19 protein-coding genes and 2 pseudogenes are annotated in these 19,168 nt (G+C 60.0%); 8 read left to right on the plus strand and 13 right to left on the minus strand.

Annotated features, from left to right (window positions below; translation table 11 throughout):
• Positions 1-146: pseudogene (locus tag NKJ20_RS28050) on the plus strand (S-(hydroxymethyl)glutathione synthase); the annotation flags it as partial.
• Between the two features lie 723 nt (positions 147-869).
• The gene (locus NKJ20_RS28055; RefSeq protein WP_352748549.1) at positions 870-1,553 is read left to right on the plus strand and encodes a response regulator; all 684 of its coding nucleotides are present in this window, start codon (positions 870-872) and stop codon (positions 1,551-1,553) included.
• Positions 1,554-1,651: 98 nt separating this feature from the next.
• On the opposite strand, the gene NKJ20_RS28060 is transcribed toward NKJ20_RS28055, so the two are convergent.
• The 3 genes from NKJ20_RS28060 to NKJ20_RS28070 form a co-directional block, all read right to left on the minus strand.
• Positions 1,652-2,197, minus strand: coding sequence for a hypothetical protein (locus NKJ20_RS28060; RefSeq protein ID WP_352748552.1), 546 nt, complete (start codon positions 2,195-2,197; stop codon positions 1,652-1,654).
• A gap of 69 nt (positions 2,198-2,266) precedes the next feature.
• The gene (locus tag NKJ20_RS28065; RefSeq protein ID WP_352748555.1) at positions 2,267-3,607 is read right to left on the minus strand and encodes an ATP-binding response regulator; all 1,341 of its coding nucleotides are present in this window, start codon (positions 3,605-3,607) and stop codon (positions 2,267-2,269) included.
• 10 nt (positions 3,608-3,617) lie between these two features.
• On the minus strand, positions 3,618-4,757 hold the full coding sequence (locus NKJ20_RS28070; RefSeq protein WP_352748558.1) for an FIST N-terminal domain-containing protein: 1,140 nt from the start codon (positions 4,755-4,757) through the stop codon (positions 3,618-3,620).
• A 366-nt stretch (positions 4,758-5,123) separates the two neighbouring features.
• On the opposite strand from NKJ20_RS28070, the gene NKJ20_RS28075 reads away from it, so the two are divergent.
• Positions 5,124-5,441: a hypothetical protein gene (locus tag NKJ20_RS28075; RefSeq protein WP_023679214.1), complete on the plus strand. Its 318-nt coding sequence runs from the start codon at positions 5,124-5,126 to the stop codon at positions 5,439-5,441.
• Here NKJ20_RS28075 and NKJ20_RS28080 read toward each other — a convergent pair.
• From NKJ20_RS28080 to NKJ20_RS28090, 3 genes are all read right to left on the minus strand, one after another.
• Positions 5,438-5,899, minus strand: coding sequence for a phasin (locus NKJ20_RS28080; RefSeq protein WP_352616184.1), 462 nt, complete (start codon positions 5,897-5,899; stop codon positions 5,438-5,440). The two genes, NKJ20_RS28075 and NKJ20_RS28080, sit on opposite strands and share 4 nt — an antisense overlap.
• A 456-nt stretch (positions 5,900-6,355) precedes the next feature.
• Complete coding sequence (locus NKJ20_RS28085; RefSeq protein WP_352748561.1) at positions 6,356-7,111, minus strand: hypothetical protein; 756 nt, start codon at positions 7,109-7,111, stop codon at positions 6,356-6,358.
• A 26-nt stretch (positions 7,112-7,137) separates the two neighbouring features.
• Positions 7,138-9,087: an adenylate/guanylate cyclase domain-containing protein gene (locus tag NKJ20_RS28090; protein WP_156937424.1), complete on the minus strand. Its 1,950-nt coding sequence runs from the start codon at positions 9,085-9,087 to the stop codon at positions 7,138-7,140.
• Positions 9,088-9,296: 209 nt separating this feature from the next.
• Between NKJ20_RS28090 and NKJ20_RS28095 the strand changes: the two genes are divergently transcribed.
• Positions 9,297-10,838 (plus strand): caspase family protein, encoded by a 1,542-nt coding sequence (locus NKJ20_RS28095; protein WP_051406215.1) that lies wholly within the window; start codon positions 9,297-9,299, stop codon positions 10,836-10,838.
• Between the two features lie 57 nt (positions 10,839-10,895).
• Here the strand turns inward: NKJ20_RS28095 and NKJ20_RS28100 are convergent, their stop codons facing one another.
• A complete protein-coding gene (locus tag NKJ20_RS28100) occupies positions 10,896-11,288 on the minus strand; it encodes a hypothetical protein (protein ID WP_352748564.1) in 393 nt (130 codons plus the stop codon).
• Positions 11,289-11,524: 236 nt separating this feature from the next.
• Here NKJ20_RS28100 and NKJ20_RS28105 point away from each other — a divergent pair, with 236 nt between their 5' ends.
• The 4 genes and pseudogenes from NKJ20_RS28105 (at position 11,525) to NKJ20_RS28120 (ending at position 13,656) form a co-directional block, all read left to right on the plus strand.
• Positions 11,525-11,989: a hypothetical protein gene (locus NKJ20_RS28105; protein ID WP_245274788.1), complete on the plus strand. Its 465-nt coding sequence runs from the start codon at positions 11,525-11,527 to the stop codon at positions 11,987-11,989.
• Positions 11,990-12,353: 364 nt separating this feature from the next.
• Positions 12,354-12,641, plus strand: a complete 288-nt coding sequence (locus tag NKJ20_RS28110; protein WP_352748567.1) for a hypothetical protein — start codon at positions 12,354-12,356, stop codon at positions 12,639-12,641.
• A gap of 387 nt (positions 12,642-13,028) precedes the next feature.
• The gene (locus NKJ20_RS28115; protein ID WP_352449205.1) at positions 13,029-13,274 is read left to right on the plus strand and encodes a type II toxin-antitoxin system Phd/YefM family antitoxin; all 246 of its coding nucleotides are present in this window, start codon (positions 13,029-13,031) and stop codon (positions 13,272-13,274) included.
• Positions 13,271-13,656: pseudogene (locus tag NKJ20_RS28120) on the plus strand (type II toxin-antitoxin system VapC family toxin). The gene NKJ20_RS28115 and the pseudogene NKJ20_RS28120 overlap by 4 nt, the downstream one beginning before the upstream one ends.
• 38 nt (positions 13,657-13,694) lie before the next feature.
• Here NKJ20_RS28120 and NKJ20_RS28125 read toward each other — a convergent pair.
• From NKJ20_RS28125 to NKJ20_RS28150, 6 genes are read right to left on the minus strand one after another with little or no spacing between them, the layout of a single operon-like run.
• Positions 13,695-14,525, minus strand: coding sequence for a BtpA/SgcQ family protein (locus tag NKJ20_RS28125; RefSeq protein WP_352449204.1), 831 nt, complete (start codon positions 14,523-14,525; stop codon positions 13,695-13,697).
• On the minus strand, positions 14,522-15,430 hold the full coding sequence (locus tag NKJ20_RS28130) for a ribokinase (protein ID WP_352748570.1): 909 nt from the start codon (positions 15,428-15,430) through the stop codon (positions 14,522-14,524). Before NKJ20_RS28130 ends, NKJ20_RS28125 begins: the two co-directional genes overlap by 4 nt.
• 3 nt (positions 15,431-15,433) lie before the next feature.
• Entirely contained in the window at positions 15,434-16,204 is a 771-nt protein-coding gene (locus NKJ20_RS28135; RefSeq protein ID WP_352579663.1) for a glutamine amidotransferase, read from the minus strand.
• Between the two features lie 27 nt (positions 16,205-16,231).
• Positions 16,232-17,320: a phosphotriesterase family protein gene (locus NKJ20_RS28140; protein WP_352748573.1), complete on the minus strand. Its 1,089-nt coding sequence runs from the start codon at positions 17,318-17,320 to the stop codon at positions 16,232-16,234.
• Positions 17,321-17,324: 4 nt separating this feature from the next.
• Positions 17,325-18,329 carry an ABC transporter permease gene (locus NKJ20_RS28145; RefSeq protein ID WP_352748576.1) on the minus strand — a complete coding sequence of 335 codons (1,005 nt, stop codon included), beginning with the start codon at positions 18,327-18,329 and terminating at the stop codon, positions 17,325-17,327.
• A complete protein-coding gene (locus NKJ20_RS28150; RefSeq protein ID WP_352449199.1) occupies positions 18,326-19,123 on the minus strand; it encodes an ATP-binding cassette domain-containing protein in 798 nt (265 codons plus the stop codon). Before NKJ20_RS28150 ends, NKJ20_RS28145 begins: the two co-directional genes overlap by 4 nt.
• Positions 19,124-19,168 lie beyond the last annotated feature (45 nt).

The raw sequence follows: 19,168 nt of genomic DNA on the forward strand, positions 1-19,168 counted from the left end.
AGTCCGGTGTCGATCCGAGCCGCATGGACGGCATAAGGTCACAGCTGAAGTCGATCGGGCTCGAACCTTATGATTGCCTCAATCCCGGGCTGATGGACTATATCGCCACCTGGACGGCCAAGAGATCCGGCGCGTTGCCGGCCTAACGACTGATCAGACACTATCCTTGGGGGCCGGACGAAATCGCCCGGTCCCAGGCGTTGGAACGAACGCAGGCGAGCGCGTAGACGGACACGCTTCGTAAGTCATTGCAGACGTGCTGTCAGCCTCAGGGGGCGTTGGGCTCAACGGGGAATACGCTGAAATTGGTCCAACCGGGTCGTATAGCTTCAAGATCAGCGACTGCGATCAGTTGGTTCTGGCTTGGCGCGGCCCAGATCGTGGACTAGCTTGGATATCGCAGGCAAAGTCGCGCCCAAAGCGCGATGGCGGCAAGGTGGTGCTCCTTACCAGCGCCTAGCGGGCTTGAACGGCAGCACCATCAGCTTGCTGCGTTTTGTCCAGGAAACCAGCCCGTATACCAGCGCGACCCCAGACCAGCCGATACCATCGGTGCGGCCGCGAACAAGGCGGGCGTCGGGGAAGCGTCGTGTGGCGACCGGCAACAGTGCGAAAGCCGGCGGTCACTGGCTGTCACGCGAAGCCGGAAGTCGATCACGACCTGTCTCTGTTTCAATGGATCCGTCGCCGGCACATTCGGCCGATTTGGGCCACCGGGCAAGGCATTGCATTTCAGAACAGCCACATCTGCCGCGTGGCGCCGCGGAAATCATGGGCACATTCTGCTTTAGCCGGCCAAGATGGCAATGTACTATTTGCCAATAAGCTGGCCATGGTTGCAGGACTATTCTAGGCCAGACCAAACCGAAATGAAGCTGATGACCGATCGCGCCAGGTTCCTGATCATTGACGACCATCCGCTGTTTCGCGAGGCGCTGCATAGTGCCGTGCAGATGGCCTATCCGGAAATCGACACGGTCGAGGCACGCTCGATTGCCGAGGCGCTCGAGCTTCTGACCGATGCCAAGCCGTTCGACCTGGCGCTGCTCGATCTCAGCATGCCCGACGTGCATGGGTTTGACGGGCTGCTGCAGCTCAGGACGCGTTATCCGCGCCTGCCGGTGGTCATCGTCTCCGGCTATGAGGAACCGAAGATCATTTCCGAGGCGCTGTCCTACGGTGCGGCCGGCTTCATCCCGAAATCGGCGCGCAAGAGCGACCTTGCCGCCGCCATCCGCTCGGTGATGGAAGGCGCGATCTATGTTCCCGAGACTTATGAAGGCCGGCCGCGCGACGCCGACAGCACCGACCGCGCCGAGATGGTGCAGCGCCTGGCTACGCTGACGCCGCAGCAGCTCAAAGTGCTGCAGATGCTGCGCCAGGGCCTGCTCAACAAGCAGATCGCCTATGAGCTGCAGGTCGGCGAGACCACCGTCAAGGCGCATGTCTCCGAAATCCTGCGCAAGCTCAACGTCTACAGCCGCACCCAGGCGGTGATCGAGGTCTCAAAGCTCGACAATGCCGAGCTGTTTCGCGATCCGGCGGGGTTTTGAGAGCGCTCGCTAAAAAGCGCACTGTCACCGTAGTCGACCGCACTCGTGTCACCGCAATCGGACTAGACTAGCGACGGCTCTCACGTTCTTGACACCAGCTAAGCAACCCGCGGCTCTCTAGTCAGATCAAATTCACGCGGCGATTGCTCTGCAGCAGTTAGCCGCTTTCCCTCGTCTAGTAAAATGGCGGCCCCGGGTCCAACGTAGAATGCTTTAATTTTACTAAATTGCTCTTTGAATGCTCTATTAAAAGTCTTCATTAGCTCCTGAGCGAGCGGCGTGTCGGAGACCGTTGCCACGCGGCCATTTATCACAACATCTTCAGCACATCGCCCACCAGGGGAAAAAGTTACTGTGTCCGGATTGCTAAGCTGATCTAGCGAATACCGGATGCCGGAAGGTGTTTTTATCGGCCTCACCTCAATGGGCACAGCGTGGCCAGTGACAAGAAATGATCGACCGCTAGAAGCCGATTCAGTGGTTGATTGCCCAAGAGTTGGAATTTGCATTCTATTGCTAAAAGAGTCGAATTCCATCTTGGCAAAAATGACCATGAGGATGTATTTTATCGAAATTTCACGTTCTACTGCCTCCAATACGGGAAGAAGATCGTCCTTTAGCGCGAAGAAGTGAATCTGCTTCATATGAATTACCGCCTAGGCACAAGTAATGGCTGGAACACGGTTACCCGTGTGCTGGGAAGATACGACCGTTCAAGCCAGCAGATGTGCCAGCAACGCCCTCAGTTGGGCCGGTTTCAGCGGTTTGCGCATCAGCTCGATGCCGGCGGCGCGGGCGGGCTTGGCGACACTTTCCGAGCCGTCGGCGGTGACGATGAGCGCCGGCACGGCGCGACCGAGATAATCACGGACCTCGGCGATTGTGGTGGTGCCGAGGTCGCCGCCGTCGAGATGCTGGTCGGCTATGACAATATCTGGCAACCAGTCGGTATCGCCAAGCAAGTCGAGCGCGTCACCGGTCGAGGTGGCGGGGCGCACCAGGCATTGCCAGCGCTCGAGCAGGGAGGTCATCGCCTGCAGCACGTCGATGTCGTTCTCGACCAGCAGCACCCTTGTGCCGAACAGACCGTAGCCGCGCGGCCGCTCCATGTCGACGGTGCTGGCGATTGGATCGGCCGTGTCGCCGATCCCGACCGGAACGTCGATATGGAAAATCGTGCCATGTCCGACCTTCGACGAAAACGTGACGGGATGGCCGAGGGCCGCGGCGATGCGGCGCACGATGGCCAGCCCCAACCCCAGCCCGCCGGCGGCAAGCCCGGCATCCGTCGGGATCACGCCGCGATGGAATTCCTCGAACACCGCCTCGCGCTGGTCGTCGGGGATGCCGCAGCCGGTATCGGCGACGTCGATGCGGATCGTGTCGCCGCGATGCCTGGTGCCGACCAACACGCCGCCCGAGCGGGTATAGCGCAGTGCATTGGACAGGATGTTCTGCAGGATGCGGCGCAGCAAGGTTCGGTCCGAACGAACGAGCGCATCGACCGGCCGGAACTTTAGCGTCAGCCCCTTCATCTCCGCGACCGGCTGAAAATCCGAGCGCAGAGACGAAAACAGCGTCTCCAGGCTGACATCGGTGATGTCGGGCTGCACGACGCCGGCATCGAGCTTGGAAATGTCGAGCAAGGTGCGGAGCAGGTCCTCCATCGTCTCCAGCGATCGCTCGACCTGGCGGACCAGCTTTCTGCCTTCCTCGCTGGTCTGTACTTCGGCAAGCGCCGAGACCGACAGATGCGCGGCGTTCAGCGGCTGCAGCACGTCATGGCTGGCGGCCGCCAGGAACCTGGTCTTGGACAGGTTCGCCAGCTCGGCGTTTTCCTTGGCTGCGTTCAAGTCGATGTTCGACTGCTCCAGCCGGCGCAAGGTCGAATGCAGCTCTTCGGTGCGGCTGCGCACCCGGCTCTCGAGCGAAATGGCGGTCTGGAACAGCGAAAAGGCATTGCCTTGCTGGTCCATGGAACGCTCGACGCGGCTGATCAGCGCGGCGTTGATCTTCTTCAGCCTTTCCAGGTCGTCGATGTTCCTGAGCGGCATCCCGGATTTCCTACTCCGCCGCTTCGGCCGCCTTGCGTTCACCGAAGGCGATGCCGGTGAAGGTCTGGTTCAGATGCATCGAACGGTACTGTTCGCCATAGGTGCCGAAGCCGAGGACGTTGTTGACCTTGTAGAGTTCCGAAATCTCGCGATAGACCTGCCGATTGCGCGCGTCGAGCCGGCGCAGCACGCAGTCGAAACCGAGGATCAGGTCGATGCCGCCAAGCCTTTTGCTGACGTCGCTGAGAGCGGCGCGGGTCGCCTCGACCATGTCCTTAGGCTGGGCGACGGCAAGCACGACACCATCGTCGATGGCGCAGAAGAACGACAGCGAGCCGTCCGCATGCATCTTCTGGATTGAACGGCAGTAAAATTCGCCGCCGACTTTCACCACCACCGGGTGCGAGGCAAAACTCAGTGGCGTCAGCATCTGCGCGACGACGCCGACCGAGGCGGCATATTCCTCGGCGGCAATGGTGGCGTTGAATTCGCGCACGATGCGGTGGTCGGGATCGGATGCCGTCACCACCAGCTTCTCGTCGGTGGGAACGAAATTGTCGGTCTTGAACACGTGGAAAGGAATTTCCGTGGTGATCAGCACGATGATGGCGCTGTCGGAGGTCACTTTGCCGTTCGAGATCAGCCGCGTTGTCTCGAACTTCAAATCATCGCCAGCCGACCCGCCGATCAGTGGGATGTCGTCGAGCCCCCAATGGATGGCGGAGGTCACCGCTTCTTCGGCATAAGACAGGCCGTCGATCAAGCAGAGCGCGAAAGTGGTGTCGGCTCGCTCGTGCCCGAGGCGCTCGTGTAACGAACGCCTCAGCGCCTCGACTTCGCCGGTAATCCCGTCCATGCCCGATGAGGACAGATTTTCGACCATGGTGCTGGCTGCCGAAAACGATGCGGAGGGAAGCAGCATAGCCAGGATCTGGCCTTCCTCCAGCCCTTTGGGCGTTATCTCACCGGCCGTCGAGCAGCCGGCATAGTGGAGCGCCGGCGCGTGGCTCTTCAGCGCTTCCGACAGGGCGACGGCCTCTATGAGGCTCTGCGAGAAAAACAGGAGGGCAAACCCGGCGTCAATGGCCGCTGCTTCCGCTGCCACCGCCCGGGCGAACGCATCCGCGTCAGATTCGTCGGTCGTGAGCACCGAAAGGCCGCATGCATAGCGCGTCCGTGACTTGGCCAGCGGCTTCCTCCTCCATTTCCTCCAACGCTCTTTTTGTGCGCGTCTGGCGCGCCGGCGTCGAGGTCATTGTTGTCTTGAAGCGGTGCTTTGGCAATGAGCCAACATGATGGATTTGAAGTCTCTGCCGTTTGACGGCGTCCGCGCAGCCGCTCACAGACGAAAGGCCGCATCGCACCGCCATCCGTGCAACGAAGGCCCAGCTGAATTTGCCGCAGGCGAATGTCAACGGATCATGGCTGGCAGGCTCGACGTGCCAAGAATGGGGCAGGATATCGCGCTTAGCCGTTGCCGTTTTGGACAGGGTGCTAGTCTAGCCTGGCGGTTGTCGTGGTCAATCCGGGGCAGGTGACAGCCTACGCCAATGCGCTCGGCAAGCGGGCCAGGACCGACACCACCGATGCTGCTGTAACGCTGCCTTCGTTGGGTCGAGCAAGCGGCAAGTGCCCGTTGCGCGGCACCGAAGCCGAGGCCCTGGCCGGGCTCGTCGCTCGCCGCCGTCAGATTGTGCGGATGATCGCAGCCGAGAGAGCCATGCCCGCACCGCCATGGCAACGCAGGCACCAAAGAGCATCCAGCCAAAAGGAAAAAGACCGGCTGGAGAAGGTGTTGTTTCGCGGTTATTTCCGATCGCTTAGACTCAATTAGGCGACTTTGAGATCTTTCATCGCCTTTTCAACGACATCCTTGATCGGCCTCGATACATCTTCGGCAGCCTTGGTCGTCACGGCCTGAAATTCCTTGGCCTGCTCGACGGTCTTTTCGAGCTGCGTGCGCAAGAAGGCAGTCTGGAGTTCGATGAACTCGGACGGCGACTTCACGGCAACCAGGGCTTCGAGGTGCGAGAAGCCGGCTTCGGCATTGGCGCGCAGAGCAGCAATTGTCTTCAGCGACAACTCGTTGCCGACGGTCTTGGCGGTTTCGAAGCTCGACTGCAGAGCCTTCTGGGTCGTCTCGGTGCCTGACGCAAATTTCGCATAGGCTTCTTTCGACTGCTCGACGCCCTTTTCGGCGACAGCGCGGACCTGGTCGGCAGCCTTCGACGCGTCGAAGGTGGGGAATGAGGTATTTTCAACGGTGTCAGCGGTCTTGGCCATAGTTTCCATCCTTTCCGGTGGACGGCCTTTCACAAAAGCCGTCTCGTTCATTTACGAAACTGACGTTACGGCATTTATAGTGCATTGCAATATTTTTGTGCGACGCACCATCCCTCTTCCAGCGTTCCGAGGGGGCATGCGGAGGGTCGGTGGCATCTCGAGATCGCCGGTTCTGCAGGAAGAACTCTTCTGGACGGACCACCTGATCCAGCATAGCCTTGCAACAGAGCACGACGTTTTGCCACCTGGGTATCTACTTCAGCCGCTATTCGGCAACCGTCCAAGTCTACGTCAACGAAAGCGTTAAATTCGTGCGCCGCAAACTTTCAGTCGGCGTACCCGCTGGGCACAAGGCGATCGCTTTCCTTAGCGCGCCATCGAGAAGTTGCTCGATATGGCGGTGGTTGACGCGAAGGCGCGCCTCTTCCGCTTCCAGTGCGCCGTGAAGTGACCACCCCTGGTGGTCTATCGAGCCAAGTTCCGGATCAGTGCGGATGCCTGAAGAAGACAACCGCTTTCTATCATCCAGGCATACAGTCCCACATGATCCGACGGGCTGAGGCCGGTGGGCAAATGCACGATAGGCATTCGAACCGACTCATCGTCGATCACCAACTCAACGGATCGAAGATCCGGTGGCACGTTTCCGGGAATTGCCAAAATTGGGGTGTCCTTGTCCCAGACCAAGCTTGTCGCCAGCGACTCTTCATTATAGGCAACCGAAACATCCGCCCTGTGCCCCGGTGGGCGCCAAAGCTCCAGTTTGAGGTCATAAACGCAGCCTGTCAGACGATTTTCGACCGGCACCATCCAAGGTTCCAAGGTGGCGGCCGTCGTGTCGGAAACGCCACGAGACCCACCTATGGTTTGGAGCTGACCAGCGGCATTCCCCAATAGATCCGAAATCGCAGTCAAACTCGAAGAAGCGCCCGCCGCCCCGTTAGAGGTTGATCCAGAACCCGATGCGTCGTCAGTCACCACAACATCCGCAGGTCCCGGCAACGCAGTGACCGAGCCATCGTCACCCATCAAAGTGACAGTCGATCCACCCTCGATATGCACGAGGTCGCCCAGTCTGAACAGTTTGCCGAGCTGAGGGCTGTCCGCGGGAGGATCGACAGCGACAACGACATACTCGCTGGCCGCAAGAGCGCTCGAGCAAGAACCAACTGCTGCGATGGCCGCAGCCAGTAGGAAAATGATTTTGGGTTGCCGATACATGACGCACGTTCAACCATACGCTTGTTTTACTTGCCTTCAAGATAGATCCTATCGCCAGCCTCACCCTGCTTCAGTCTTCCAAGGTGATAAGCAACGAGGCCATCGTTGGGATATTGAATGGCCAGCGATGCAAAGGCAGCAGCGGCAGTCTTGTCACGCGCGGACATCAGCAAATAAGCTTGCGAGTAAGCCTCCACCATCTCGCGATTCATACGCCCGTCCTCCAGCAACTCGAAGGCTGAGATCCACTCAGTCTTGCCTTTCAGACACAACACACCGGATGGCCGAAGCAGGTAGTCATCGGAAGAGTTCGCCACCTCCTCGCTGATGCAGTTCATGGTACCTAGAAACTTGTTCGCGCCTTCGAGCCTGGCAGCGGTGTTCACCGTATCGCCCATGGCCGTGTAGTTGAAGAATCGATTGCCCCCAAAATTTCCGACAACTGCAGGTCCTCGATGGACGCCGATACGAGTGACGCCAACGTCGTGGCCTCTAGACTTTACATCTGTCCGAAATCTTCGAGACATCGCGACGGTAGCGAGCGTTAGTTTTAGGGCCCTTTCGGCTTGGTCCTCTTGCACACCCGGTGCACCAAAAAAACCAATGACTGCATCGCCTATCAGTTTGTCTATCGTGGCTCCATGTTCAATGAAGAGACCACAAACCGCATCGAGGTATTCATTCAGAACCGCAGCAAATACCTCTGGTTCCGTCCGTTCGCCCAAACTGGTGAACCCCTCAAGGTCGGTGAACACGCACGTTATCAAGCGTTCGGATCCGCCGAGGCGCAGTGACGCCGGCTTGCTGACTAGCTCTGCCACGACTGCCGGGCTGAGATACTGAGAGAACGCGTTCTGGACGAAACGCCTTTCTTTCGAGTCCCGGTGCCATGCCAGAATTGCGACGAATCCGGAGAGCCCTAGCAGCAGCATCGACGGCGCGACCATTGGTAACAGAATCCCGGCCTTGGCAAACGCGGTTGCTTCTAAGATCAAAACCGAAACGACTGCGCCGATGATGACCATAGGTTTCACCAGCACTGATATGCGGAGCCAAGCGACCCAGATGCAGAGCGCCGTCGCGAGAACGAAGGGCCCAAACGCCGCCACCGCCCCTGGCGTAATGATTTTGTCGCCCTTGATCAATCTCGCCAGCGCATTGGCATGAATAACGACACCCGGCAGCGCTCCGGCAACAGAGCCGTTCAGCACGGCAAAGGGGGTTGCATGACGATCCTGCAGCGGGAGGTCGACGCCGATCAAAACGAACTTCCCGGCGAACCAGGCCGGGGGCGCGAAAGCGGCGGCGTGTGCCGGATATATTGTCCATCGTGCCGGATGAATGCCTGTAGCCCGATAGTAGACCATCTTCTCCGCAGCTTGCGATGCCGATATGCCGGCGGTCTGCGCGAGCGCTGATGCAAAGCTAGGTTGCCAGTTGCCATTCACCACGCGCCCTGGAAATTCTTCCCGCACAACCGCGTCGACCCTATCATGAGACAGGGCGGCCAGTCCGCGGATGGCGCTTGGCGCGAAGCGACTAAGATACGACAGTTGCTTGTCGGTAAGGTCGTCGTCGTGTGATGCAGATGCGACAATTACCGGACTTTCGGCCGCCTCGATAACCTCAGCTAGGCGCCGATCCTTTTCTGCCTCGGTTGGCTGATCGAAAAGCAAGTCAATGCCTATTGTTCTCGGATGAGCCTTATCGATTCTCTGCACAAGGTCGGCCAAGGCACCCCTATCCAGCGGCGATCTATAGGGAAACCTTTCCAATGTCTGCTCTGTGATCGTTACGATCACGATGTCTGTCGGGGGCGCGACGAAGGGCGAGATGGTCGTCATCAAGACGTCGCGCAGCAGTTTCTCGCCTGAGGGAGAGAATGTGGCAATGCAGGCGCCCAGAATGAAAAAGAATCCGAGCGACGCGAGAAGGCGCCCTTTTTGAACCATTCCGATCGGCGTGAAGACGGCCAAGCTGCGTGCAATTCGTTTCGGTGTCTATCGGCGTGAATCTACACAGCATAGACCGCTGACGAACTGTGGGCTAGCGGTGGGCCCTTCGCTAGATCCGCTGGACTTGACACTGCGAAGCACCGGGCTCAGTCTCGCAAGACTGCTCCGGTTTTATCCTGTCCATCGACTGGTGAATCCGCTGCATGAGCTGAGACTAAGGATATACAGCCATGATGGCGCTTCGCTTCGCCATTGCGCTTCTTCTAGTTTCGCTGAGCGCCCAAGCGTGGGCAGAACGGCGCGTCGCGCTGGTCATCGGTAATTCTGCCTATAGATACGCGGTTCCACTTTCCAATCCAAAAAATGATGCGGTGGATATGACCGCAAAACTGCAGGCGTTGGGCTTTGAGGTGGTTGCAGGCGAGGACCTCGATCTGAGCGGGATGCGCGGCACGGTTCGAGATTTCATCGGCAAGCTGGATGGTGCCGACATGGCGCTTCTCTTCTATGCCGGCCATGGCGTCCAGGTGAACGGCACCAACTACATGGCTCCCGTTGATGCGCGGCTATCCACATATAACGACCTCGACTTCGAAGCCGTGCCCATGGACCTCGTCTTGTCGGCCATGGAGCGAACCACGAAGGTCAACCTGGTATTTTTGGATGCTTGCCGGGACAGTCCTTTCTCACAGAACCTTGGGCGCTCGATGGGTACGCGATCAGGGTCGGTCGGTCGGGGCTTGGCAAAGCTAGGCACGGGCGTTGGATCGCTCATAGCCTTTGCAACGCAGCCCGGGAACGTTGCGCTGGACGGCGAGGGAAGGAACTCGCCGTTCACATCTGCGCTGCTGAAGAATCTTGGTACGCCTGGCCAGGACATCTCCCGCGACCTCATCAACGTCCGTAGGGATGTGCTTGAAGCAACCGACGGCAAGCAAGTGCCATGGGACAACTCCTCGCTGACGGGCGACGTCATTTTGCAACCGTTGTCCGGAAACACCGCTGTCACGGCGGGTGCGAAAGGAGGGGACGTAGAAGTCGCCTATTGGGAGACCATCAAGGAAAAAACGGACAAGCGCTTCTTTGAGGCCTATCTCAGACAGTATCCAAGCGGCGCCTTTGCGGCGTTAGCCAGCTTGAAGATCGACGAGATCGAACAGGCAGCAACAGATCGTGGCAAAGCCCCCTCGATTTCCATCGAGGGCGTGGAGGTTGCAGAAGCTCATCCTGATTTAGATGTGACGCAAGCTTTGGCTGATCCGCGCGCGTTGACAAAGGCAACGCAAACAGAGCTAACGCGAGTCGGCTGCCTTGTCGGACAGGCAGACGGCAAATGGGGACCGGGAAGTCGGAAAGCTCTTCAAGCCTTTGCCGAGCAGCGGGGATTGAAGCTTGCCAGCCTGGAGCCGACGAAAGAGGTGTTGCGCGCAATCAAGAATATCCCAGAACGTGTCTGCGCTCCGGTCAAGGTAAAGGCTTTTGATGGCGCGTGGGCACTGACGCGGCGCGCAGGTAATTCCGCCTGCGATTACACTGAACAGTCAACGACAATCTTTATCGATGGAACGGAAATTTCCGCGATGGTGCCTTTGGCCGGAACAATCACCGCCGACGGGGCATTCGACATCTATTTAAGTTTCGTCGATGACGATGGTGCGCCAAGGCAAAACCATATCATCGGCAGGCTTCAAGGTGCGAAAGGCAGCGGTGAGTTTTCTCGAGTCGGAGGCGAGTGTGCAGGTGTCGTAAGACTTGACAAGCGTACTGAATAGGGCCGGCATTTGCGGGTCCGTGCAAACGCCGACCAAACCATTCGGACGTGGTCCGTCTCATTGAACCAACGTCGAAGTCGCGTGGACTTTGCCGTCGTCGCGCACCTCGTAAAATTTGTCGTTGTCAATGTAGATAAGATGACAAACTGGTTTACCTTGGTCTTGTGAACAGGCCTTGTCACCGTCGAAAGTCAAGGGAACTTTGACCTTTATCTTAGTTTTGTTGTTCACCAAAGCTTCGCCAATGATCTGTTTTTTCTTCCAGTTCCAGACAAGACTGGCAGTTATGGCAGCTCCAGCGTCGTATATAATTACATTTACCTTTTTCCCATTAGCAAAAGTCTTAAATTCTTCCATCGATGCTTTCTTCGCGCTACTTGGTAGATCCTCGGCCCAAGCGGACATAGCAAGTGAAAACGTAGCTGCGACAACAAGCGATAACAGTTTCATCCTATCCTCCCCATCCCCCGCCGGTTTGACTGACATGTCTATATATTCTTAAGCGAGGAGACTGAAAATTATCATGATAACAAGCTTTCAAGAAGCGGAAATCAGCGCGTCCTAGATGTCGTTGGGGACATTTGCTCAAGTTGAGCGAAGCCGCACGTTCTAGCATGTTCCCTAGGATTTGCGCTTAAGCCAACGCGTTCTCAGTGTTTACAATGCGCAGGCCGCCCGAGCGTGTGATGCGCGGTGTTTGGATTGCGAGCCTCATTGCACTTACCGCCGCCTATCTTGCCGACCAAGCGGGCCTTGAGGGCATCGTCTCGAAGCGCGCCGACAGCCCGTATCGAAGCGGCCCGACGACGAATTGGCTGAAGACGAAGAGCTTCACAGTCCAGGAATACGAACTATTGGGCGTCGAGCGCGAGCCGGGCAAGGCGGCATTCGCCTTGCTGGCGAAGCCCGGTACCGGAAAATATGCCGGTTCGGCCTTCATCACCTTGAACCAGGAGATGCGCGAGCGGCTGTGGAAGCGTGTCCAAGAGCACGCCGGGCCACCGCCGAAGGGCATAAAGCGGCCGGCGACCATGGGTCAGGCCGGGGTGAAAGCCCACGTCAAGCATCTACGGGGCGAGTTCGGATTTCGCCACGCCTCACTGCAGGATTCAGAGAGGAGTGATACCTCCAGCGAACACGGCACGAATTAGCCGGCCTCGCCTCGGACCTACGACGCCAGTGTGCCAGCATGATTCTTTGTCGAGGAGCATTACTCAACGCGCTTTCCAGAATGGCGGGACGTCCATGGCCCGGGTCATTCTCGCACTCGACTTTTTACTGATTACATGGGCGGATGGCCCCGTTGGGGGAGCCGCAGACGCGCTCGGCCGAAGGTGTCTGGCATTTGGTCTGAGATCGATCGGGTCGAAGCCAATTTCCGCCTGCTGCGCTTCACGCTATTGCAAGACATTCAAATTTGAGCTTCCGCACTCATGCTTTGTCGAGAGTATCTCCGTAAGTTTTAGCCGTTCTGAATCGCCGTCGGCGACGATGACGACGAAATAGGAGAACGCAATGGCTCGCAATCACGTTGAACGTCTTGGAGAGTTTAGGGAAATCTTGGTCGCGACTCGACGCGAAGGAGTCCGTAACGTGCACCATACTCGCGACGCAATGCGGGCAAGTGGCTTTCAGATCGGGGACAGCGACGGCTCCAGCTACGGAGCCGAGCTGAAGCTGCTCCAAGAGGAAATTGAGGCAGTCGATCGCGCCATCGAAGACGAGAAGCGGTTGGCCTTGGCCCTCGAGAGCGCGGCTCAATCCCGCCGACCGACTAAACCGAGAATCGTGAAGGGAACATAGAGTCCGGTAAGGCCCTTGGCGCCCGTCGCGTCGATCGCCTTCGGTACAGTGTCGGGCTCGTCGCCGCCGTGGTGCAGCGCCCTAAAAGCGGACGTTTCGCTTTCGTGCCCTAGCGTAACCTAGAGCATTTGCTCGGTAAAAATCGCTCCTGTGAACTCCGACCTCGTATGGCGGACCAACAGGTTCGGCCAACATCAGGTGAGATGTAGTCCCAACAAACATGCAGTTCAGACAATCGATTACGCGTCTTTGTTGAAGTCGTGCCCTGCGGCCGATCCGAAAGGATCAGCCGCATCCGGCATCCATCACCTTCACTGACTGAAACACGCTTGATAATCGGGGGCCCCATGTAGACTAAGTTGCATGGACTAAGTCATGGGGCCCGCAATGCGCACCGTCAATATCCACGAGGCCAAGACGCATCTGTGTCGTCTTGTCGACAGGGCGGCCAAAGGCGAATCCTTCATTATTGCCAAATCCGGCAAGCCGATGGTCAAGGTCGTTGCCATAGACGCACCTGCCGCCGGCGAAATGCGCCGGGTGGGGTTTATGGCCGGGCGGTTTTCAGTTCCGGACGATTTTGATCGCATGGCCGATGACGAAATCGAGAAGCTGTTTGGCGGCCATGCATGAAACTTCTTCTCGATACCCATCTTCTGCTCTGGGCGGTGGGCGAACCCGAAAAGCTCCCGCCCGCAGCCCTCGCTGAGATCGAGAATGCCGATAACCACTTGACGTTCAGCGCCGCAAGTCTCTGGGAGATTGCCTTTAAACGCGGTCTGGGGCGCCCCGACTTCAGAGTCGATGCGCGTGTTTTACGTCGGGCCCTGATAGACAATGGCTATCATGAGCTGCCAATCACCGGCGAGCATGCCATTGCGGTGGATGGGCTTCCACCCATCCACAAGGACCCCTTCGATCGGATCCTGATTGCTCAATCGATTGTGGAAGGCATTACTTTGCTACCGTCGACGATCTGGTCGCGCAGTATCCTGGGCCCGTCCGTCGTCTCTGATCAAGCTGGACCCCAAGCCCCTCGGCAGAGTAGTCCAGCTATCGCTTCAGACCACCCATGAACGCCTTTACTCGAGCAGCGTCGACTTGGTTCCACCAGACGCCGTCGTGCTTCAGCGCGCTGGCGATGATGACCCCGTCGACAATGGCGAGGATATCCTTGGCATTGTCCGGCGTGACACCGCTGCCGACCAGCGTCGGCAGGCCGGCGGCCTGCTTGATCATACTTATGTAGCCCAAATCCGCGGCGTGGCCGGTGCGCTGGCCAGTGGCGATGATGGCGTCGGCGTCGAAGAAGACCAGGTCCTTGACCAGTTCCTCCACCGGGCGGTCGGCGACGATGGCGTGTGCGCCGTGCTTGACATGGGCATCGGCGAAAATGCGGATGCCGTTGGCGCGCAGCCTGGCGCGGTAGCGTGCCGCGCGGCCCGATTCGCCTTCGACAAAGCCCTCATTGGCGACGTAGGCATTCGCCCATTGATTGACTCGGACGAAGCCGGCGCCGGCTGCGCTGGCGATCGCCAAGGCCGGAATCGCGGCATTGGCCAGCACATTGATGCCGATCGGCCTGCCGAGTTCGCGGCGGATGCGGTCGGAAACCACCGCCATGTAGGCCGCCGTCTCCGGGCCGATATCATCAGGCTTGGCGAAGGGGATGTCGCCATGGTTCTCGACGATCACGCCGTCGCAGCCGCCGTCGAGATAGGCCTTGGCGTCGTCAAGCCCGCGCTGGTAGATCGCCTCGATAGCCTCGCCGTCATAGCGCGGCGCGCCGGGCAGCGGCGCCAGATGAACGACGCCGATCACCACCTTTGTGCGGCCGAAAAGGTCCACGAGCGCGTCGCCGCCAGATTGGCCGAGCTGGGTCATGAGAGCTCCATTTGATCGATGAGCGCCACCATCTCGGAGGCGGAAGGACAGGATGCCAGCGTGCCCGGCCGTGTCACGGCGATTGCGGCGGCGGCGAGCGCCAGCTCCAGCGCCGAGATGACCGGCATGCCCCGGGCAAGCCCACCGGCCAGACAGCCGCAGAATACATCGCCCGCGCCGCTGGTGTCGAGCGCTTCGACTCGCGGCCCCGGCAAGCGAAGCGGTTCCGTCCGGTCCGTGCCAAGCACGATACAGCCTGCGGCACCGAGGGTGATTACGACGGTGCCTGCGCCTTTGGCCGCCAGCGCGCCAGCGGCTGCTGTCATGTCATCCCGGCCGGTCAAGATTTGCGCTTCGGATTGGTTGACCACCAGAACCTCCGCCAGGCCGAGATCGGGCAGCGAGGCCGCGTCGATCGGGCTGGCGTTGAGAACGGTGCGCGCACCGTTTCCCTTTGCTGCTCTGAGGCAGGCATTGGTCACGGCAGTCCGTAAATTTCCCTGGCAGACGAGGATGTCGCCGGGAGCAATCCAGCGGACAAGTGCTGTCTGCGCCACCGGATCGAAGGCTTCGCTGCAGGCGACGCCGCTGACGATGAAATTCTCTCCGCCTTTATCGACGACGATGGTCGAGCGGTCGCTCGGCAGCTCGAATTCGCTCACCTCAAGGTCTGACAGCTCGCTGTCGAGGCGGCTCCTGATCCACGCGCCAGCGGGGTCCTTGCCGAGCGCCGTCCAGAACGTCACCTCTGCACCAGTCCGTGCTGCTGCGACCGCCTGGTTGGCGCCCTTGCCGCCGAGCCCGTCGGCGTAGCTCACAGCATTCAAAGTCTCGCCCGCGGCAGGGAAGCGGCCGACGCGAAACACGGTATCGACGCAGGCATTGCCGACGACGTGGACATGCATGGCTCAGCTCTCACCTGTCGCCCAGCCCAGCATCTGTTCGAACAGGGTCTTGTAGCCTGGCCAGGCGATGAATTGCGGCGGCAGCCAATGTGGCCCGACATCGGATGTCCAGGCCACGGTGCGGCCCTTGCCGTAATGGCCGGTGACAAGCAGCGGCAGCGAGCCATAGTCCGACGACACGCTGGCCAGGACCTCGGCCCCGTCCTTCAGCGTCACCTCGTTAAAACCGAGCAGGATCGGCCAGTCCGAGCCGAGGCCCCTGAGGATGGGATGGCTCGACCCTGGTTTCGGCACCGGCGCAAAACCTTCGGGAACCTCGACGCGGTCGTCGTAGGCCAGGCAATTCACCGGCAGCACGTCCTCGACCGGCGTCTTGCGGTAGCGCGCGCCGCCATTGATGCCTTGGAAGCTGTAGTAACCGCCGAACATCAATAGACCGCCGCCGCCGCTGACGTAATCGCGGAGCAGGCGCAGGCGGTTCGGCGTCGGCTTGGAGTGGACCCAGGTGTCGGGATGCAGCAGCAGCGTGTTGGCGCCGATGTCGGAGAGCACGACCGCGTCATAGGCCGACAGCGCCTCCATGGTCTGTGGAAAGCCGCGCTGCGCCTCATGCGCCGGCATGAACGTGACGTCGAAGTCGGTCGCCTTCAGCGCGCCCAGCAACTCGTCTGCGCCGGTGTGGTAGGTAACGGTCGGAAACTGGTCGAAACCCTTGATATGGGTCGCGGTCGACACCCAGGATTCGCCGGCAAGTAGGATCTTCTTCTTGGACATTTGAACTCCAGTGTAATTCCAGGCCGCTTAGAGCCGCGCGAATACGCTTTTCGGATTGGCGATCAGCATGCGGTCGATGGCCGGCTGCTCGACGCCGTGGCGTTTTAGGCGCGGTATGAAATGCTTCAGGATATAGCCATAGCCGAAGCCGCCGAAGCGCGTCAGCATGATCTTGAGGAACACATCCTGCGACAACAGCAGGCTGTCGCCGAAGCCCGCCTCGACAAGGGCGGCGATGGCGCGTGCGTTCTCTTCGTCGGAGGGCGATTGCGCGTCCTGGTCGGCATAATAATAGTCCATGCCGATCATGTCGTATTCGAGGAACGCGCCGCGCCGGGCGAGGCTTTTCTGGTAATCGGGATCGTCGTGGCTCGGGTTCATGTGGCAGAGCACGGTGTGGCGAAGATCGGCGCCCTCGGCCTCGACGATATCGAGCACGTCGTGCGCCAGCCGCTCCCAGCCAGGCAGATGGATCGACAGCGGCACGCCGGTTATGCGCGAGGCGCGCGCCGAAGCTCGCAGCGACTTGCGTTCCTCGGCGGTGAAATCCTTGCTGACGCCGACCTCGCCGATCAGCCCGGCCATGATCGGCGGCTGCGTCTCGCCGCCGCCGACATCGTTGACAATGAACTCGGTCACGGCGTCCACATCCATTGCCTTCAGCCATTCGGGATGGGTGTGCTCGAGATAGAAGCCGGTACCCATGACGATCTTCAGGCCGGACATGCGGCTGATGCGGGCGAGCTTTTCGGGGGCGCGGCCGATGCCGATATTGGTGGCATCGACGACGGTGTGGCCGCCCAGCGCGCGATAGCGCTGCAGCTCAGACAGCGCCAGGTCGGCGTCGTCGAGCGAGACGTTGTCGCGGTTGACGTATGGGTTCATGCGCAACTCGCCGATGATCTCGATGTTCACCGGCTGCTCGGCGATCGCCATGTCATCGGGATGGCAGGCGCATTTCCAGCTGCGCGCCCCATCGAGCAAGATGTGCTCGTGCATCAGCGTAATGCCCATCTTCTCGACCGGAACCGGGCCGAGCACGGTCATCACATGGCCGGTTTCGACCCCGATTGGCAGCCGTCGCCTGGGCACCGCGTCATCGAACAGATCGCTCATCGGCTCAACGGCTCCGCACCGCGCCGCGAAACAGGCGGAAGTTCAGCCAGATGGCGATCAGGATGATCGTTCCGGTGACTATCGGCGTCAGGAAAGGCGACAGATGCGCCAGGATCAGGCCGTTGCCGATGACGGCCACGGTCAGCGCGCCGAGCACCGTGCCGATGATCGTTCCGCGGCCGCCGAACAGGCTGGTGCCGCCGAGCACGACGGCGGCAATGACTTCCAGCTCGAAACCCTGGCCGGCATTCGAAGATCCCGATCCAAGCCGGGCAGCAATAATGATCCCGGCAAGGGCTGCCGCGGTGGCGGAAATCACATAGACGAAGAGCGTCGTCTGCCGCGTGTTGACGCCGGCGCGCCGCACCGCCTCGGCATTGGCGCCGATACCGGTGACATAGCGGCCGAATGGCGTCTCGTTGAAGGCGAGATAGGCGATGGCCAGGATCGCCAGCGCGATCAGCGCCGGCACCGGCACGCCAAGAAACCAGGCGCGGCCCAGCACGGTGAAAGCGCTTCCGGGCTCGATGGGCATGGAATAGCCGCCGGTGATCAGCAGCGCCACGCCACGGATCACCGAAAGCCCGGCAAGCGTGACGATGAAGGACGGGATGCCCTCATAGGCAATGAAATAGCCCTGTACCGCCCCAAGCAGGGCACCGAGCGCCAACATGGCGAGGATAACGACTGGCCACGGCAGGCCAAACTGCAAAAGCGTCGCCGACAGCGTCGCCACCAGCGCCAGCACGGAGCCGACCGAAAGATCGATGCCGCCAGTGGTGATGACGAAAGTCATTGCCGCGGCGACGATCAGCAGCGGCGCCGACTGCCGCAGGATGTTCAACAGATTGGGCGATGTCAGAAACGCGTCGGTCGCAACCGAGAAGATGATGCAGACGACCAGAAAGAACAGCGCGATCGAGACGACGCTGCCATTGGCGAGCAGCGCATCGCGCCAGGTGCCCCTGCGTATTCGTGAGGGCTGGGCGGTGTGGATCGCGTCGCTCATGCCGGCGCTCCACCGCGATAGCCATTGGTGGCGGAACGCGCATTGAACTTGCGGCCGACGATCAGATTGACCACGTCTTCGATATTAGTGTCGCCGATCAGCCGCTCGGCGACATTGCGCCCTTCATACATGACCTGAATGCGATCGCAGACGAGGAAGAGATCCTGCAGCCGGTGGGTGATCAGAATGACGCTGACACCGCGCGCACTAACCGCGCGGATCAATTCGAGCACCGCCTCGACTTCGGCCACGGCAAGCGCTGCCGTCGGCTCGTCCATGATCAGCACGGCCGGCTCGAACGAGGCGGCGCGGCCGATCGCGATCGACTGGCGCTGCCCGCCGGAGAGGTTTTCGACCTTGAGCCGCGTGTCGGCAATGACGATGCCGAGCCGATCGAGCATCTGGCGCGTCTCGTCATGCATGCGCTTCTTGTCGAGAAAGGAAATGCCTGCGATGCGGCGGCGCGGCTCGCGGCCGAGAAACAGATTGCCGGCGACATCGACCGTGTCGCAGAGCGACAGGTCCTGGTAGACCATCTCGACGCGCGCCGCACGTGCGTCCGCCGGCGAGCTGAAGATCACCGGCTTGCCGTCGATCTCGATGGTGCCGGCGTCGGGAACCACTGCCCCCGACAGCACCTTGCTCAATGTCGACTTGCCGGCGCCATTGTCGCCGACCAGCCCCAGCACCTCGCCCGGCTTCAGCGTCAGCGACACGTCATCGAGCGTCTGGATGGCGTTGTAGCGCTTTGAGATGCCGCTCATCCGCACCCGATAGGTCTGGCCACTGCTCATCTGGAATTCCACGCGATTGCAAGGGATCCGCGGCGCAGCCTCGGG

Source organism: Mesorhizobium sp. M0185 (genome assembly GCF_040322175.1).
GTDB lineage: Bacteria > Pseudomonadota > Alphaproteobacteria > Rhizobiales > Rhizobiaceae > Mesorhizobium.

Coding starts and splice junctions, on each gene's coding strand:
- NKJ20_RS28055 (WP_352748549.1), top strand. CDS start 870: ATGAAGCTGATGACCGATCGCGCCAGGTTCCTGATCATTGACGACCAT.
- NKJ20_RS28060 (WP_352748552.1), bottom strand. CDS start 2,197: ATGAAGCAGATTCACTTCTTCGCGCTAAAGGACGATCTTCTTCCCGTA.
- NKJ20_RS28065 (WP_352748555.1), bottom strand. CDS start 3,607: ATGCCGCTCAGGAACATCGACGACCTGGAAAGGCTGAAGAAGATCAAC.
- NKJ20_RS28080 (WP_352616184.1), bottom strand. CDS start 5,899: ATGGAAACTATGGCCAAGACCGCTGACACCGTTGAAAATACCTCATTC.
- NKJ20_RS28085 (WP_352748561.1), bottom strand. CDS start 7,111: ATGTATCGGCAACCCAAAATCATTTTCCTACTGGCTGCGGCCATCGCA.
- NKJ20_RS28095 (WP_051406215.1), top strand. CDS start 9,297: ATGATGGCGCTTCGCTTCGCCATTGCGCTTCTTCTAGTTTCGCTGAGC.
- NKJ20_RS28100 (WP_352748564.1), bottom strand. CDS start 11,288: ATGAAACTGTTATCGCTTGTTGTCGCAGCTACGTTTTCACTTGCTATG.
- NKJ20_RS28105 (WP_245274788.1), top strand. CDS start 11,525: ATGCGCGGTGTTTGGATTGCGAGCCTCATTGCACTTACCGCCGCCTAT.
- NKJ20_RS28110 (WP_352748567.1), top strand. CDS start 12,354: ATGGCTCGCAATCACGTTGAACGTCTTGGAGAGTTTAGGGAAATCTTG.
- NKJ20_RS28115 (WP_352449205.1), top strand. CDS start 13,029: ATGCGCACCGTCAATATCCACGAGGCCAAGACGCATCTGTGTCGTCTT.
- NKJ20_RS28125 (WP_352449204.1), bottom strand. CDS start 14,525: ATGACCCAGCTCGGCCAATCTGGCGGCGACGCGCTCGTGGACCTTTTC.
- NKJ20_RS28130 (WP_352748570.1), bottom strand. CDS start 15,430: ATGCATGTCCACGTCGTCGGCAATGCCTGCGTCGATACCGTGTTTCGC.
- NKJ20_RS28135 (WP_352579663.1), bottom strand. CDS start 16,204: ATGTCCAAGAAGAAGATCCTACTTGCCGGCGAATCCTGGGTGTCGACC.
- NKJ20_RS28140 (WP_352748573.1), bottom strand. CDS start 17,320: ATGAGCGATCTGTTCGATGACGCGGTGCCCAGGCGACGGCTGCCAATC.
- NKJ20_RS28145 (WP_352748576.1), bottom strand. CDS start 18,329: ATGAGCGACGCGATCCACACCGCCCAGCCCTCACGAATACGCAGGGGC.
- NKJ20_RS28150 (WP_352449199.1), bottom strand. CDS start 19,123: ATGAGCAGTGGCCAGACCTATCGGGTGCGGATGAGCGGCATCTCAAAG.